At 71.4% G+C, this 13,723-nt stretch carries 14 protein-coding genes; 5 read left to right on the top strand and 9 right to left on the bottom strand.

Annotated elements, in window-relative coordinates:
• Positions 1–66: 66 nt before the first annotated feature.
• Genes J2Y46_RS17310 through J2Y46_RS17330 form a run of 5 tightly spaced genes read right to left on the bottom strand, consistent with a single transcriptional unit; the run spans position 67 to position 6,125 of the window.
• Positions 67–1,278 carry a substrate-binding domain-containing protein gene (locus J2Y46_RS17310; protein WP_045300364.1) on the bottom strand — a complete coding sequence of 404 codons (1,212 nt, stop codon included), beginning with the start codon at positions 1,276–1,278 and terminating at the stop codon, positions 67–69.
• A gap of 2 nt (positions 1,279–1,280) precedes the next feature.
• Positions 1,281–2,357 carry an ABC transporter permease gene (locus tag J2Y46_RS17315; RefSeq protein ID WP_310243919.1) on the bottom strand — a complete coding sequence of 359 codons (1,077 nt, stop codon included), beginning with the start codon at positions 2,355–2,357 and terminating at the stop codon, positions 1,281–1,283.
• Entirely contained in the window at positions 2,354–3,454 is a 1,101-nt protein-coding gene (locus tag J2Y46_RS17320; protein WP_045300368.1) for an ABC transporter permease, read from the bottom strand. The genes J2Y46_RS17315 and J2Y46_RS17320 overlap by 4 nt, the downstream gene beginning before the upstream one ends.
• Positions 3,451–5,022 carry a sugar ABC transporter ATP-binding protein gene (locus tag J2Y46_RS17325; protein ID WP_310243920.1) on the bottom strand — a complete coding sequence of 524 codons (1,572 nt, stop codon included), beginning with the start codon at positions 5,020–5,022 and terminating at the stop codon, positions 3,451–3,453. Before J2Y46_RS17325 ends, J2Y46_RS17320 begins: the two co-directional genes overlap by 4 nt.
• Entirely contained in the window at positions 5,019–6,125 is a 1,107-nt protein-coding gene (locus tag J2Y46_RS17330; protein WP_310243921.1) for a Gfo/Idh/MocA family oxidoreductase, read from the bottom strand. The genes J2Y46_RS17325 and J2Y46_RS17330 overlap by 4 nt, the downstream gene beginning before the upstream one ends.
• 113 nt (positions 6,126–6,238) lie before the next feature.
• Here J2Y46_RS17330 and J2Y46_RS17335 point away from each other — a divergent pair, with 113 nt between their 5' ends.
• Both J2Y46_RS17335 and J2Y46_RS17340 read left to right on the top strand, forming a co-directional pair.
• Complete coding sequence (locus J2Y46_RS17335) at positions 6,239–7,432, top strand: ROK family protein (protein ID WP_310243922.1); 1,194 nt, start codon at positions 6,239–6,241, stop codon at positions 7,430–7,432.
• 130 nt (positions 7,433–7,562) lie between these two features.
• A complete protein-coding gene (locus J2Y46_RS17340) occupies positions 7,563–8,588 on the top strand; it encodes an NADP-dependent oxidoreductase (protein ID WP_310243924.1) in 1,026 nt (341 codons plus the stop codon).
• A gap of 97 nt (positions 8,589–8,685) precedes the next feature.
• Here J2Y46_RS17340 and J2Y46_RS17345 read toward each other — a convergent pair whose 3' ends face one another.
• On the bottom strand, positions 8,686–9,585 hold the full coding sequence (locus J2Y46_RS17345) for a LysR family transcriptional regulator ArgP (RefSeq protein WP_045300376.1): 900 nt from the start codon (positions 9,583–9,585) through the stop codon (positions 8,686–8,688).
• Positions 9,586–9,656: 71 nt separating this feature from the next.
• On the opposite strand from J2Y46_RS17345, the gene lysE reads away from it, so the two are divergent.
• Positions 9,657–10,400 (top strand): L-lysine exporter, encoded by a 744-nt coding sequence (lysE, locus tag J2Y46_RS17350; protein WP_310243928.1) that lies wholly within the window; start codon positions 9,657–9,659, stop codon positions 10,398–10,400.
• Between the two features lie 58 nt (positions 10,401–10,458).
• Here the strand turns inward: lysE and J2Y46_RS17355 are convergent, their stop codons facing one another.
• A complete protein-coding gene (locus J2Y46_RS17355; RefSeq protein ID WP_310243931.1) occupies positions 10,459–11,319 on the bottom strand; it encodes an NAD-dependent epimerase/dehydratase family protein in 861 nt (286 codons plus the stop codon).
• A gap of 86 nt (positions 11,320–11,405) precedes the next feature.
• Here J2Y46_RS17355 and J2Y46_RS17360 point away from each other — a divergent pair, with 86 nt between their 5' ends.
• Entirely contained in the window at positions 11,406–11,801 is a 396-nt protein-coding gene (locus J2Y46_RS17360; RefSeq protein WP_310243934.1) for a helix-turn-helix domain-containing protein, read from the top strand.
• Between the two features lie 10 nt (positions 11,802–11,811).
• Here J2Y46_RS17360 and J2Y46_RS17365 read toward each other — a convergent pair whose 3' ends face one another.
• Positions 11,812–12,189 carry a DUF1801 domain-containing protein gene (locus tag J2Y46_RS17365; protein WP_310243937.1) on the bottom strand — a complete coding sequence of 126 codons (378 nt, stop codon included), beginning with the start codon at positions 12,187–12,189 and terminating at the stop codon, positions 11,812–11,814.
• Between the two features lie 46 nt (positions 12,190–12,235).
• Here J2Y46_RS17365 and J2Y46_RS17370 point away from each other — a divergent pair, with 46 nt between their 5' ends.
• The gene (locus J2Y46_RS17370) at positions 12,236–12,511 is read left to right on the top strand and encodes an acylphosphatase (protein WP_045300623.1); all 276 of its coding nucleotides are present in this window, start codon (positions 12,236–12,238) and stop codon (positions 12,509–12,511) included.
• A 92-nt stretch (positions 12,512–12,603) separates the two neighbouring features.
• Here J2Y46_RS17370 and J2Y46_RS17375 read toward each other — a convergent pair whose 3' ends face one another.
• Positions 12,604–13,650, bottom strand: a complete 1,047-nt coding sequence (locus J2Y46_RS17375; RefSeq protein WP_045300384.1) for a nitronate monooxygenase family protein — start codon at positions 13,648–13,650, stop codon at positions 12,604–12,606.
• Between the last annotated feature and the right edge of the window lie 73 nt (positions 13,651–13,723).

Consider the following 13,723-nt stretch of genomic DNA (forward strand, 5'->3'; position numbering starts at 1 on the left):
TCGCTCGACGACCGGGGGCACCGGTCGTCGAGCGAGCGGAGCGAGACGAAACGCCCTGGACCTCCCTTACGGGATCTGGCGCTGCTGCCAGACCTCGGGGTAACCCGGCAGGTTCTCGCCGCCGAACTTGGCGTAGTGCCCGTCGGGCATGCCGTCGTTGGCCTCGAGGTACTGGTCGACCTCCTCGGCCGTGATCGGGCTCTGCGGCAGCACCCACTCCTTCGGGATCTCTTCGCCGGCGAAGATCTTCTGCGCCGCCAGCAGCGGGGTGCGCCACTGGAAGTTGGAGTAGACCGGAGCGAGACCGGTCAGGCCCGTCTCCTTCCACTTGCGCAGGAAGCTCATCTCGTCCTCGCCCGTCATGACGGGGTAGTCGACGCCGGCGTCCTCGAAGGCCTCGATGGCGGCGACGGCGCCGTCACCGGCATCCATCCAGATCCCCGCCACGTCGCCCTTCGCGAGCTCGTCCGAGATGATGCTCTTGATCTCGGCCGGGTCGGCGCCGGTGAAGTAGTCGACGGCCTCGATGCCCGCGTCGGCGAACATCTTCTCGGCCGCTGCCCACCGCTGCTCGAGCACGTCGACGCCCGGGAGGATGCGCAGGCCCACGACCTTGTCGCCCTCTTCGAGGTTGTCGATGAGGAACTGCGCGGTATCGATGCCCCACGCGAAACCGCCGATGGGATGGATGAACGTCACCGGGCAGTCGGTCTCGACGCCGCGGTCGAACACGATCACCGGCTTGCCGGTGTCGCACGCGCGCTCGACGGCCGGCGTCATCGCCGCGGTGCTGTTCGGGGAGATGATGAAGACGTCGCAGTTGCCGTCCGAGATGAAGTAGTCGATGTCGGCGATCTGCGTGTCATCGGAGTCCTGCGCGTCACGCGTCTCCATCTCGCTGATCGCGCCCTGCTCCTGGAGCACCTTCAGCTGCTCGTTCATCGTGATCCACCCGGTCTGGCGCCAGGGGTTCGAGATCGACGCGTTCGCGAAGCACGCCTTCTTGGCGCCGCTGCTCGCGTACTGCGACGTGTCGACCATCTCCGCGTCGATGTACTGCAGGTACGGCTCGTCTTCGGGCCCCTCCGGCACGACCTCGCGCTGGGCCATCTGGGTGTCGAACAGCGCCTGGTCGAACCACTCGTTGGCGCCGCCCTCTTCGGTGGGCTCGGCCGACGAGTCCGGCGGGGCCACATTCGGATCGGTCGTACACCCTGCCAGGGCGAAGAGACCCACGAGCGCCACCGCGGTGGTGGCGATCTTCACTGATCGTCGCATTGCTAGCTCCTGTTGTTGTGTGCTGCGCCCTCGCCTGCGAGGGCCGGTGTTGCGGACGACTCCTCGGCGCCGTCGGGCGCGTCGGGTTCCTTCCCTGGTGAGGGAGGGGTCGGTGGGCCGCTGCGCCGCCGGGACCGGAACACCAATCCCGAGTAGGCGACGGCGGCGATGATGATGACGCCCTGGACCGCGTCGCGCAGCGACGACGGCACCCCGGCGATGTTGAGCAGGAGGAAGAGCGCTTCGAGCACGAAGGCGCCGGCCACGGCGGCGACGATCCAGCCGCGGCCGCCGCCGAGCACGACCCCGCCGAGCACGACGGCGGTGATCGCGACGAACTCGTACCCGCGCCCGACCGACGGGTGCACGCCGGCGTAGCCGACGAGCAGCACGGCCGAGACGGTCGCCGACAGCGACGAGATCATGAAGGCGCGCGTCGTGACCCACCAGTCGCGGGCGCCCGAGTAGCGCGTCGCGCGCGCGTTGTCGCCGATCGCGATCAGCAGCTTGCCCAGCGGGCGCTTGGTGATCCAGATGCCGAGCGCGAGCCACACCGCGAGGATCAGCACCGACCACGGCAGGAAGTCGATCACCGCAAGTTCGCGGATGCCGCCGCGGCCGATCTGGCGGAAGCTGTCGGCGGGGTTCCCCGTCGCCGCTCCGCCCGTCCACCACAGCACCAGGCCGAGGAGCGCGAGCATCATGCCGAGCGTCACGATGAACGACGGCACCTTGAGGAGGGTCGTGAGCAGCCCGTTCACGAGCCCCACGAACAGGCCGAGCACGATCATGAGGGCGAGGACCGGCACGGTGCGTGCGTCGTCCTGGCCGACGAGGTTGCCCGCGACGATCACCTGCGCCGTGATGAGCGAGCCCTGGGAGAGGTCGAACTCTCCCGCGGTGATGACGAAGTACTGGCCGATCGCGACGATCGCGACGGGCGCGACCCGCTGGATGTACCGCATGATCTGGCCGGGCTCGGCGAAGTTCGGGTTCAGCAGCATGATGGCGACGAGCAGGATCACCAGCAGCAGGAACACCGCGCCGCGCGGGCTCACGAGCGCTTTCAGGAACCTCATCGCGCACCTCCCTGGGTCGCAGCGCCGCCATCGGCGGCGTCGGCGTCCGCCTCTAGGGCGTGGGATGCCGCGACCATCGCCGGTGCGGCAGCCTCAGCCTGGGCGTCGCCCCCGGTCCTCGTGCCGCCCGGGCCGAACCGCGTGCGCCGGCGGACGATCGCCCGGCGGCTGTACACGGCGACCGCGGCGACGATGACGACGCCGCGCACGACGTCCTTGAGGAAGGGGTTCACCTGCATGACGCTCATGACGTTGTCGACGACCGCGAAGATCGCGACGCCGCCGATCGTGCCCCAGACCGACCCCCGGCCACCGAGGAGCAGTGTCCCGCCGAGCACGACGGCCGCGATCGACAGCAGCGCGTACCCGCCCTGCTGGCCCACGGTCGGGCTGCCGACGCCGAGCCTGCTCGCGAGCAGCAGCCCGGCGAGCCCGGCGAAGACCGAGCAGATCACGTGTGCGGCGATGAGCGGGGGACGCGTGCGCACACCCGACAGGAGGGCCACCTCGGGGTCGCCGCCGACCGCGAACAGGTGCGCGCCGGTGCGGGTGCGGTCGAGCAGGAACCAGACGGCCGCGGCGAGCGCGATCATGATGATCGTCGACACCGGCACCGGCCCGACGCCCGTCGCGCCGATGAGCTGGAACGCCCACGGCACCGATCCGGCGCTCCCCTGGAAGTTCGTGTTCAGGACGCCCTGCAGGATGAGCCCGACGCCGAGCGTGGCGATGAACCCGTTGACCTTCAGCACGGTGACGATCAGGCCGTTCGCGAGCCCGATGAGGGCGCACACCAGCAGCGTGAACGTCACCGCCCAGGGGATGTTCGCCGCGTTCCCGTTCATCGTGGTGGCCGCGATGAGACTCGCGAGACTGATGACGTAGGTGACCGAAAGGTCGAGTGACGCGCCGAGGATGACGAGCGTCTGCCCGATCGCGACGAGGCCCAGCACGCTCATGCCGGTGAGGATGTCGCGGATGTTGCCGGGGCTGAAGAAGCTGCGACCGACTGTCGCCACGAGGATCGCGCCGATCGCGATGACGAGGATCAGGATCCCGAGCACGATCACGGTGGAGTCGACGCGCACGCGCTTCACGGACGGCTCCCCTCGTCGTCGGAGCCCGGATCGTCGGGCGTGTCCGCGTCCGCGGAGCCGGTGGCGGCCGCGAGCACCTCGTGCTCGGCGGAACCCGCCGCTAGCTCGGCGGCGAGTTCGCCGTCTCGCATCACCAGGATGCGGTCGCTCATGCCGATGACCTCGGGCAGCTCGCTGGACACCATGAGCACGGCCTTCCCCTCGGCGGCCAGCTGGCGCATGAGCTGGTAGACCGCGACCTTCGCGCCGACGTCGATGCCACGTGTCGGCTCGTCGAACAGCACGATCTGCGGGTCGGTGACGAGCCACTTCGCGAGCACGACCTTCTGCTGGTTGCCACCGGAGAGGAACCGCGCCTCCTGGTCGACGCCGCGCGACGACACCTCCAGCGAGCTCAGGATGCCGGGCACCCGCTTGCGCGAGGCGCCGGTGCGTCCGGCGAAGACGCTGCGCACCACGAGCAGCGAGTTGTCGAGCACGGACTGGCCGAGCGCGAGGCCCTGCGCCTTGCGATCCTCGGTCACGAGCGCGAGTCCCGCCCGTACCGCGGCTCGCGGACTGGTGAACCGCGCCGTGCGACCGTCGAGCGTCATGCCGCCGCGGGTGAAGCCGTGCACGCCGAAGATGCCCTCGACGAGCTCGGTGCGCCCCGACCCCTGCAGCCCGGCGAGTCCCACGATCTCGCCGGCGCGCAGCGTGAGAGAGACGCCGTCCACGTACTCGTTGCCGCACTCGGTGAGCTCCAGGCGCGGGCCGCCGAGCGTCGTGCCCTCGACCGGGCCGGGGAAGTAGGACTGCAGCGGGCGACCCACCATCCGACGGACCAGCTCCGCGTCGGTGAGGTCGGTCGCGGCATCCGTCGACACCAGCGCGCCGTCCTTCAGGATCGTGATGCGATCGCACAGGTCGAAGATCTCCTTCAGCCGGTGCGAGACGTAGATGACGGCGACGCCGCGTGCGGTGAGCCTCCGGATGATCGCGTAGAGGAGCTCGACCTCGTGGTCGCTCAGTGCCGCCGTCGGCTCGTCCATCGAGATCACGCGCGCGTCGAACGAGAGGGCTTTGACGATCTCGACGATCTGCTGCTCCGCGACGGTCAGCGACGAGATGCGGGCACCCGGGTCGATGAACGAGACTCCGAGACCGTCGAGCAGCTCGCGCGTGCGGCGCTGCATCCCCTTCTTGTCGATGAAGCCGCCGCGCCGCGGCTCGCGACCGAGGAACACGTTCTGTGCGACGGTGCGCTCGGGCAGCAGGTTGAACTCCTGGAAGACCGTCACGAGACCGGCGTCCATCGCTTGACGCGGGTGGCCCCACATCACCGGCTGCCCTTCGAACTCCACCGACCCGGCGTCGGCATGATGGACGCCGGCGAGCACCTTCATGAGCGTGGACTTGCCCGCGCCGTTCTCGCCGACGAGCCCGTGGACCTCGCCGCGGCGGACGTCGAGGGCCACGTCCGAGAGCACGCGCACGCCGAAGAACGACTTCGAGACCCCACGGGCGCGGAGCACCACGTCGGAGCCGCCCGGCGGCACCGGCGTGTCGGCGAGCATCGTGTCGGTCATGCCGGCACCTCGATCCAGGTTCGGGTCTGAGCGGACTCCAGCACGGCCGCGGTCAGGACGGCCGCGCGCAGGCCGTCGGCGAACGTCGGCAGCCCGTCCGGCTGCGCCCCGCCGATGGCTGCGTAGACGTCGGCGACGAATCCGTCGAAGGCGTCCTGGTACCCCATGGGATGCCCCGCGGGCACGGTCTGCAGCCGCGCCGAGTCGGGGTGGTCGGCGGCCGGGTCCCGCAGCACGAGCCGGGAGCCCTTGCGTGCCCCGACCCACAGCTCTTCGGGGCGCTCCTGGTCGAACCGCAGGCTCCGGCGCGTGCCGTGCAGTTCGAGGACGAGCGCGTTCTTGCGGCCGGGGGCCATCTGCGACACGAGCAGCGTGCCGAGCGCGCCGGACTCCGTCTCGACCAGCAGCGCGGCGACGTCCTCGTTCGCGACCGACCGGCCCGCCCGCTCGTCGAACACCCGGCGGGTGCGGGCGGCCACGCGTGCGATGCGCTCCCCGGTCACGAACTCGACCAGGTCGCACAGGTGGGAGCCGATGTCGGCGAAGGCGCGCGACGGGCCTCCGGCCGCAGCATCCGCTCGCCAGTCGTCGTCGTCCTGCCGCAGCATCCAGTCCTGCAGGTACGAGCCGTCGAGCGAGAGCAGCGTCCCGATCCGGCCGGATGCGACGCGCGCGCGGGCCTCGCGGACCATCGGGTGGTAGCGATAGACGAAGGGAACCGCGGCGACGACCCCGGTCGCGGACGCCTGACGAGCCAGTGCCCGCGCGTCTGAGACGGACGTCGCGAGCGGCTTCTCGCACACGACGTGCTTGCCGGCGGCAAGCGCCGCCTCGGCCAGCGCCGCATGGGTCGCGTTGGGGGTGCAGATGTGCACCACATCGACATCGGATGCTGCGATCACACCGCCTGCGTCGTCGGCTACGCGGGAGACGCCGAGCTCTCGAGCCACCTTCTCGGCGCGGTCCCGGCTCGCGGAGGCGACTGACGCCAGCCGCGCCCCCGCCCGCCGCGCGGCAGCCGCATGGACCCGCCCCATGAACCCGCCGCCGACGAGTCCGGTGCGAACCGTGCCGACGACAGTGTCGATGACTTCCGTAGTCATGCGGCGATCATGGCACGCAGCATCCGACTTTTGCTAGGACTTCGTCAAAAGTAACCTTGCCGTGACCTTAAGTCCTGCTGCCTTCGGTCAGAAGCCCGTGCTTTACTGTCGCCATGGTCGATGCAGTGCGCGGCAGCGGAGCCGTCGGAAGCAACGGCGCGGGCGAGATCTTCCAGATCCTCCGCGACGGCCATGCGCGCACGAAAGCCGAGCTGGCGACGCTGACAGGCCTGGCCCGATCGACGGTCTCCGGCCGCGTCGACACCCTGCTCGCCGCGGGACTGCTGCGGCCCGCGGGCGAGGCGGTCTCCACCGGCGGACGCCCGCCGGCGCGCGTCGCGTTCAATCCGTCGGCAGGGGTCGTGCTCGCTGTCGACCTCGGAGCGACCCACGCGACGATCGCGGTCGCCGATCTCGCCGCGAGCATCCTCACGTCGAACACGCATCCCCTCGACATCGCCGACGGCCCGGAGGCGGTGCTCGACGCGGTGATCTCGGAGGGCGCGGCCCTGCTGGAACAGGAGGGCATCGCCGCGTCGCACGTCGTCGGCGTGGGCATCGGCGTGCCAGGACCCGTCGAGCACTCGACCGGCCGTCCGACGAACCCGCCGATCATGCCGGGCTGGGACCGCTTCGACGTGCCGCACTACGTGCAGCGCACCTTCGACGTTCCGGTGCTGGTCGACAACGACGTCAACATCCTCGCGCTCGGCGAGCAGGCGCTCAGCTGGCCTGGCGTCGCCGACCTGATCTTCGTCAAGGTGTCGACGGGCATCGGCGCCGGCATCATCTCCGGCGGGACGCTGCAGCGCGGCGCCCAGGGTTCAGCCGGCGACATGGGGCACGTGCAGGTGCCCTACAGCCACGACTCGCCGCGGCCACCCGGCGACCAACGAGACCTCGAGGCCGTCGCGAGCGGCACCGCGATCGCCGCCGACCTGCGCGCACAGGGCATCGACGCCGCCGGGAGCGCGGATGTCGTCGCTCTCGTCCGCGCAGGGCATCAGGCCGCCATCACCGCGACGCGGCAGGCCGGCCGCGAGGTCGGCGAGGTGCTCGCGACCGTCGTCAACATGCTCAATCCGTCGGTCATCGTGATCGGCGGCAGCGTGGCCCGCGCCGGGGAGCACCTGCTCGCCGGTGTGCGCGAGGTCGTCTACCGCCGCTCGATCCCGCTCGCCACGCAGCATCTGGGCATCGTGCAATCGCAGGCCGACGAGACGGCAGGCGTGCTGGGGGCGGCGATCATGGTCACGCAGCAGGTGCTCTCGCCCGCGGCCGTCGAGCTCCGCGCCGCGCGAGCCTGACCGCAGGGCCTGACGTTTTGCGACACCGGTAGCACCCGCGTAACACGGGCGAGACGAAGGCAGGGTTGACTGTAGCCACGGGGTTTCAGTTCTGGTGCCGAAGGCGGCACACCCGCGGAAGGAGCGCACGATGAGGATCCGACCGCTGCGATCGGCACCCGAGACCCCGCTCGCCCCCGTCGAGGAGCCGCCCGCCGAGATGCAGGCGATGGTCGTGGATGCCCCCGGTGACGCGGACGCGCTGCGCGCAGCATCCGTTCCCGTCCCCTCTCCCGTGCTGAGCGAAGTGCTGGTGCGGGTCGTCGCTGCGGGAGTGAACCCGATCGACGCCAAGACGCGCAGCGGCCGAGGCGTCTCGGGTGCCGTCGCGGGGTACCCCGCGACGCTCGGCTACGACTTCAGCGGCATCGTCGTGAAGAGCCCGTACGAGGCCCACCCGCTCGCCCCCGGCACGGAGGTCTTCGGCATGGCGTCCTTCCCGCGCACCGGCGGCTCGTACGCCGAGTACGTCGTGGCGCCGTCGCTCTCGGTCGCCCGCAAGCCCGCATCGCTGTCGCACGTGGAGGCCGCCGGCGTACCGCTCGCCGCGCTCACGGCCTGGGGACTCGTGGTCGAGACCGCGCACGCCCACGAGGGGCAACGCGTGCTGATCCACGCCGGCAGCGGCGGGGTCGGTCATTTCGCCGTCCAGTTCGCCGCGTACTTCGGCGCTCACGTCACCGTCACCGCCTCCGGCCGCAACGCCGCGTGGCTGCGCGAGCTCGGCGCCGCGGTCGTGATCGACTACACGACCACGCGGTTCGAAGAGGTCGTCGGCGAGGTGGACGTCGTCATCGACCTCGTCGGCAACGTCCACGCCGAGACCGGCGCGCGTTCGCTCGAGGTGCTGCGACCCGGCGGGCTCTACGTGCTCGTGCCGACCGGCTCGTGGCCGGGCTATGCCGAAGCGGCGGCCGAGGCCGGCGTGCGCACCACCTCGTACAAGGTGGTCCCCGACGGCGGTGCCCTGGCGACCATCGGGCGTCTCCTCGACTCGGGCTCGGTGCAGGTCTACATCGAGCAGGTGTTCGACCTCGCCGAGGCGTCCGCCGCGCATCGCGCGATCGAGACCGGGCACACGCGAGGCAAGGTCGTGCTCCGCGTGAGCGACGGCTGAACCCCGTCAGCCCTTGCAGGATGCGCCTGATCGCGAGACGACAGTCGGCGGACGAGACCGCGGGTCGACCCCAGGGTCTCGTCCGCCGGCTGTGGTCTCACGGAGCTGGAGGGATGACCAGCACGCGGCGCCCTTCCGCCACGACGGCGTCGGCGATGGCGTCGAGCAGCGGTGAGCGCAGATTCCACTGCTGCCAGTGCAGCGCGACGTCGACCGGTGGGCCGCCCAGCAGCACGAGTTCGCCGCGCGCGAGCGCGTCGTGGGACTGGAAGCGCGGCAGCATCGCCCAGCCGAGGCCGAGCCGCACCGCGGATGCGAAGTCGCTCGACGCGGGCACGTAGTGCCGCGGCGGCCGGGCCGGGTCGACGCCCTGCTGACCGAGCCACTCGTTCTGCAGATCGTCGCGGCGGTCGAAGTCCACGAGCGGCGCGTTCGCGAGCGCGGTCGCACGGTCTCCGCCGAGCCACCGCGCCGCATACGCGGGCGTCGCGACCGCCTCGTACCGCATCGCCCCGAGCACTGAACTGCGGCATCCGGCGACCGGCGCGGCGCGCGAGGTGACGGCGCCCATCACGGTTCCGGACTCGAGCAGCCCCGCTGTGAAGTCCTGGTCGTCGCGGTGCAGGTCGAAGACGACGGGATGGCGCTCCGCCAGTCGCGCGAGCGGCTCGAGGAACCATGTTGCCAGCGAGTCGGCGTTGACCGCGAGCGAGACCACGGTGAGCGCGGCCTCGTCGTCGCCGGCACCGAGCTCCGCGAGCGCATCGTGCTCGAGCAGCGCCGTCTGCCGCGCGAGCCGGATCACCGACATGCCGGCCGCCGTCGGCTGCACGGGCTTGGAGCGCACCAGCACCAGCCGCCCGAGCTGCTCCTCGAGCGCCTTGATGCGCTGACTCACCGCCGACGGCGTGACGTGCAGACGCCGTGCGGCGGCGTCGAGCGTGCCCTCGTCGACGACGACGGCCAGAGTCTCGGCCAGCTCGAAGGGAATGCGCATCGTAAGTAGAGCTAATGATACTGAAGATCCATGAGCTGGAATACGGATGCCGCGACCCGTAGCGTCGAGACGTGCTCTCCCCCGTCCTCGCCGGCCTCGGCCTCGGCTTCTCGCTCATCATCGCGATCGGCGCCCAGAACCTGTTCGTGCTGCGCCAAGGTCTGCGCCGCGAGCACGTCCTCGCCGTCGCGGCGATCTGCGCGATCTCGGATGCCGTGCTGATCGCGCTCGGCGTATCGGGCATCGGGTTCGTGCTGCAAGCGGTGCCGTGGCTCGTCGACGTGGTGCGCTGGGCAGGTGCGCTGTTCCTGGTGGCATACGGCGTGCTGGCGGCACGGCGCGCCTGGCGCCCGTCGGGCGAGACGCTCGGCGCCGACGCGGCGGACTCGGCTCCGTCGGCATCGCCCGGCGCGCACGCGCCCGCACCGCCCGCGCACACCCACACCGGTGAGGCGCTCGAAGCCGACGCCTCGGCCTCCGCGGTGCGCAGCGACATCCGCACCGCCGCGACGCCCGCCGCGCACTCCCGCCTGATCCCGGTCCTGCTCACCTGTCTGGCGCTGACGTGGCTCAACCCGCACGTCTACCTCGACACCGTGTTCCTCCTCGGCACCGTCGCGAACACCCACGGCGACTCCCGCTGGCTCTTCGCCGCGGGCGCCATGGCCGCGAGCGTCATCTGGTTCTTCGGTCTCGCATTCGGCGCGCGCCTGCTCGGCCGCTGGCTGTCGACACCGCGCGCGTGGCGCATCCTCGACGCTCTGATCGCGCTCGTGATGATCGCACTGGGCGTCTCACTCGTGCTCCCGCACTGACCTCCTGAGTCACCGTGCCCGGGCGCCCCGCCCAGGCGGCGCGCCCGGGCACGGTGACTCAGGAGACGGATGCCGCCACAGCGACCTCGTCGAGGACGCTGGTGTGCACCGGGGTCCAGCCCAGGGAGCGCGCGCGCTCCCCACCGGCGCGCTGGTCCAGAAGCAGAGCGTCGGCGAACGCCGCGCCCAGGCGCTCGCGCGAGGCACCGGCACCCTCCGCCGCGACACCGGCGTCGCCGGCGGCGCGCTCGGCGATCTCGCGCACGCGGGCGGGCGCTCCGTCCGAGGCGATCAGCCGCCCGCTCGCCGCAGGGTGGGTGAGCGCGAGCTCGTAGAGCACGGCGAGGTCCTCGACGTGCACCCAGCTCCAGTGCTGCTCGCCGTCGCCGATCAGCCGCAGCGCGCCCTCGGGCGTGCGGGCGCCGTCTGTGATCAGGCCCAGCAGCCCGGTGCCGCGCCCGTAGACGACCGCTGGCGCGAGCACCGTCGCATCGACGTCGGAGGCGAGCAGGCGCTCCTCGACCGGCACGCGCCAGGCGACGAGCTCCGGTGCGCGCGGCGGCGTCTCTTCGGTGATGTCCGAGGCCGATCCCCACAGCCAGATGCCGCTGGTCAGCACGAACCTCCTGCCCGTGCTCGCGTAGGCGTCGATGGCGGCGTCGACCACCGCCTCGTTGAGCGCGGCCACTCCCTCGGCGGGGGCGGCCAGGTGCGCGGCGGCATCGGCATCTGCCAGGAGTCCGGCGAACCACGCGGTGTCCGCGAGGTCTCCCTCGGCTGCGCGCGCCCCGGCGGCGACGACCCGCGCCGCCGCCTCGGGCGTGCGGACGACCGCGGTGACCTCGTGGCCCGACGCGACGAGACGCTCGAGCAGAACGGAGCCGATGTAGCCGGTGGAACCGGTCAGTAGAATCCTCATGCCGCAACAGTATGGATTCGAAACCGGTTACTTCAACGGAACTTCCTTTGACGTAACCGAGCCGCGAACGCGCACGGGAGGAAGCGATGAACGACGGCTCGACGCCCAGCGAGACCATCCCGATGGACGTGATGGATCCCGACTGCCCCAGCCGCGTCGTCTTCAGCAGGATCGGCGAACGCTGGACCATGTTCGTGATCCTCGCTCTCTCCGACGGGCGACCGATGCGCTTCACCGACCTCAAGGCGCGCGTCGGCGTGGTCACCGCGAAGGTGCTCACCGAGACGCTGCGCGCGCTCGAGGCCGACGGTCTCCTGTCGCGCCGGGCGTACCGCGAGTCGCCGCCTCGTGTCGAGTACGCCCTCACGGATCTCGGCCTCTCCCTGCTGGAGCCGATCCAGGGGATGCGCGACTGGGCCGAGCAGCATGTGCCCGACCTCCTCGCTTCCCGCGAACGGGCGGCTCTGGCCGAGGGCGGTTGACGCCCGCGGATCAGCCCTTGCGCAGAGCGGGATCTTCGATCTCCGCCACACGCGCTGCGACGATCGCGCGTATCGTGTCGTCCGGCAGCGGGTGGTCGGGCTGGAACCGGATCGTGCCCTTGTCGTACGCGAGCGCTTCGCGCTCGGCCGCAGGCAGTCCCTCCGCGACCACCTCGGGCACGCGGCCGCTGAACGGGTAGACGCCGATGTGCTTCCTGGTGCGCATCACCGCGATGAGGGCTTTGTCGCGGTACTTCAGAGCCGGCATCCCGTAGCTCATGCCCTGCTCCACATCGGGCACCGCCTCGCGCACGACGTCGAAGACGTGGGACACCACGGCGCGGTCATCCGGATCGAGGCTCTCGAGATAGTCGTCGACGGTTCCCATGGCGGCATCCTGGCCCACGCCCGCGCGTCACGGCAAGATGGGCCGCATGAGACGCGTGCACGTGACGGTCCGCGGCGACGTGCAGGGCGTCGGCTACCGCTACACCATGCTCATGGTCGCACGGGAGGCGGGCGCCGCGGGGTGGGTGCGCAACCGACGTGACGGCTCCGTGGAGGCGGAGGTCGAAGGCACGCCCGGTCAGGTCGACGAGGTGCTGGCGTGGATGGCCGCGGGGCCGCCCGGCGCTCTCGTCGACGCGGCGACGGTGATCGATGCCGAACCCATCGGCGAACGCGGCTTCGACGTGCGCCCGACCGCCTGAAGCAGCAGCTTCCTGGCCTCCTTGCTCCACTGTCGCAGTCCGTCGCGGGGGGACGACCGGGCTGCGGATTGCGACGGGCGAGACCGCGCTCGTCAGTCGGGCACGCCGGCCGCGAGCTCGGCGAACACCTCGGCCGCGTCGTCGCTGGGCGCGAGCCCGGCCGCCTGTCCGGCCCACAGCGACACGAGGTCGCCGTCGCCGCGACGCCCGGCCTCGGCCCGGAACTGGCCGGTGAGCCAGTTCTGCGCCGGGAACGGCGCGATGATCCCGGTCGTCTCGATCTCGCGCATCGCCCGATTCGGGATGCCGCGCGCCAGTCGCCCGCTCATCGCGCGGGTGAGCACGGTGGCGGTGTCGGCGGCATCGGCGATCGCCTGACGGTGCGCCTCGGTGGCGGCCGACTGGCGGGTGCGCAGGAACGCCGAACCCACCTGCACCCCCGACGCGCCGAGGGCGAATGCCGCCGCGACGCCGCGTCGGTCTCCGATGCCGCCGGCCGCGATGACCGGCACCTCCACCGCGTCGACCACCTGCGGCACGAGGGCGAACGTGCCGACGAGCGACTGCTCCGCGGGCCGCAGGAACGACACCCGGTGACCGCCCGCCTCGGCGCCGGTCGCGACGATGGCGTCCACCCCGGCCGCTTCCAGCGCGACGGCCTCCGCGACGGTGGTGGCCGTGCCGATGACGCGGATGCCTCGGCTCCGCGCCGCCGCGACCACGTGCTCCGACGGCACGCCGAAGACCACGCTCAACGCCGCGGGCGCAGCATCCATCACGGCCGTCAGCTGAGAGTCGAGGTCGGGCAGGAACTCGATCGGAGGCGTCGGGTGCGCGAGACCCAGTTCGTCGTACAGGGGCGCGACCGCCTCGATCGCAGGCCTGAGGTCGACGTCGCCCGGTGCGACCTCGTCGCCCGTCGGCAGCCACAGGTTGACCGCGAACGGACGCCGCGTCGCGGAGTGCAGCGCGGCGATGGTGTCGCTGATGCGATCGGCGGGGTAGCCGTACAGACCGTACGAGCCCAGTCCGCCGAGCTCGCTCACCGCCGCCGTCAGTTCGATCGACGACAGTCCGCCGAAGGGGCCGAGCACGATCGGCGCGTCGATTCCGAACAGGTCCTGGAGCGTCTTCGACATGTCTCAGACGCTACTCCCGCCCCGCGCTCCCTGGCCCGGAGTCACGCGCGAACGACGAAGGCCCCACCCGGAT

Source organism: Microbacterium sp. BE35 (genome assembly GCF_031457705.1).
In the GTDB taxonomy this organism is placed as follows: domain Bacteria; phylum Actinomycetota; class Actinomycetes; order Actinomycetales; family Microbacteriaceae; genus Microbacterium; species Microbacterium trichothecenolyticum.

Excerpts from the sequence above, each read along its gene's own strand:
- J2Y46_RS17310 (WP_045300364.1), bottom strand. The coding sequence starts at position 1,278 with ATGCGACGATCAGTGAAGATCGCCACCACCGCGGTGGCGCTCGTGGGT.
- J2Y46_RS17315 (WP_310243919.1), bottom strand. The coding sequence starts at position 2,357 with ATGAGGTTCCTGAAAGCGCTCGTGAGCCCGCGCGGCGCGGTGTTCCTG.
- J2Y46_RS17325 (WP_310243920.1), bottom strand. The coding sequence starts at position 5,022 with ATGACCGACACGATGCTCGCCGACACGCCGGTGCCGCCGGGCGGCTCC.
- J2Y46_RS17330 (WP_310243921.1), bottom strand. The coding sequence starts at position 6,125 with ATGACTACGGAAGTCATCGACACTGTCGTCGGCACGGTTCGCACCGGA.
- J2Y46_RS17335 (WP_310243922.1), top strand. The coding sequence starts at position 6,239 with ATGGTCGATGCAGTGCGCGGCAGCGGAGCCGTCGGAAGCAACGGCGCG.
- J2Y46_RS17340 (WP_310243924.1), top strand. The coding sequence starts at position 7,563 with ATGAGGATCCGACCGCTGCGATCGGCACCCGAGACCCCGCTCGCCCCC.
- J2Y46_RS17345 (WP_045300376.1), bottom strand. The coding sequence starts at position 9,585 with ATGCGCATTCCCTTCGAGCTGGCCGAGACTCTGGCCGTCGTCGTCGAC.
- J2Y46_RS17355 (WP_310243931.1), bottom strand. The coding sequence starts at position 11,319 with ATGAGGATTCTACTGACCGGTTCCACCGGCTACATCGGCTCCGTTCTG.
- J2Y46_RS17360 (WP_310243934.1), top strand. The coding sequence starts at position 11,406 with ATGAACGACGGCTCGACGCCCAGCGAGACCATCCCGATGGACGTGATG.
- J2Y46_RS17365 (WP_310243937.1), bottom strand. The coding sequence starts at position 12,189 with ATGGGAACCGTCGACGACTATCTCGAGAGCCTCGATCCGGATGACCGC.
- J2Y46_RS17370 (WP_045300623.1), top strand. The coding sequence starts at position 12,236 with ATGAGACGCGTGCACGTGACGGTCCGCGGCGACGTGCAGGGCGTCGGC.
- J2Y46_RS17375 (WP_045300384.1), bottom strand. The coding sequence starts at position 13,650 with ATGTCGAAGACGCTCCAGGACCTGTTCGGAATCGACGCGCCGATCGTG.